Origin of the sequence: Acutalibacter sp. 1XD8-36 (genome assembly GCF_009917525.1) — a bacterium.
Classification (GTDB): Bacteria; Bacillota; Clostridia; order Oscillospirales; family Acutalibacteraceae; genus Acutalibacter.
The window spans coordinates 1-867 of sequence record NZ_QZDU01000062.1 but is presented as its reverse complement, the minus strand read 5'-3'; the positions used below and the strand labels follow the sequence as shown (position 1 = coordinate 867).

The 867-nt window shown below is 43.8% G+C and carries 1 protein-coding gene; it reads left to right on the top strand.

What is annotated here, in order from left to right:
- A partial coding sequence (locus tag D5270_RS16520; RefSeq protein ID WP_166545106.1) for a hypothetical protein occupies positions 1–867 on the top strand: 867 nt, incomplete at both ends.

Sequence of the window (867 nt, the reverse complement as noted above, 5' to 3'; positions counted from 1 at the left end):
CAATGCCACAAAGCGCGATATCGAGCTGCAAGTTTCCAAAAATGCAAAGGTTACTATCCTTAACCCCACAGATCTTGTTGCTGACGATAGTAATGTAATTGATGATACTGATGATACAAACTACACTTATAATAGCGGAGACACTCCTGCAAAGAAAAATGGAAATACAATAGCTAATAATGACGGTGTAGTTATCCTTGACAACGTCAACCTCCGTAAATACCACAGCACCGCTATGCGCGTTCTGGTTACTTCCGAGGACGGCAAAACCAAGACTGAGTATCGCCTGACCTTTAAGGGCACTCCTTCTGGTACACCTTCCATTAACAGCATTACATTCCATGACACGACCAATAATGTAAACATTACGTCTACTAAAGATAAGGACGGCAATCTTATTGTCCATGTGCCTTATGCCCAGAAGCCCGCTGGAGGAATAACTGGTACCGATTTTGTTGGAAAGTTCGACAAAATTAGTGTTGATACCAGCGATGGAGCGACTGTTTTTAACTGTGCCTGTGATAATGCTGCAAAGGATTGCGTGCATATTACGGACGTGCCTACTAATGAAATGTCTACATCAAGTCTGTACGTGTATGATACCGGTGCAGCTTTTGGACTGCCTAATGGATGCTCATTGGCCTATATATTTGAGGCTATATATGATAGTGAGACCACTGCGCAGACACCCGCAACTAAACCTACATTTGTTTACATCTACTTCGACGACGCAAAAACCACTGCCAACATCACCGACATCACTCTAACCGAAAAGAACGAGCTGGTAGACGCTGTTGGCAACAAGCTGCCCGGTAAGGTAAACCCCAACAACAAGACCATCCGCATTGATGTACCTTACAGCTTCAA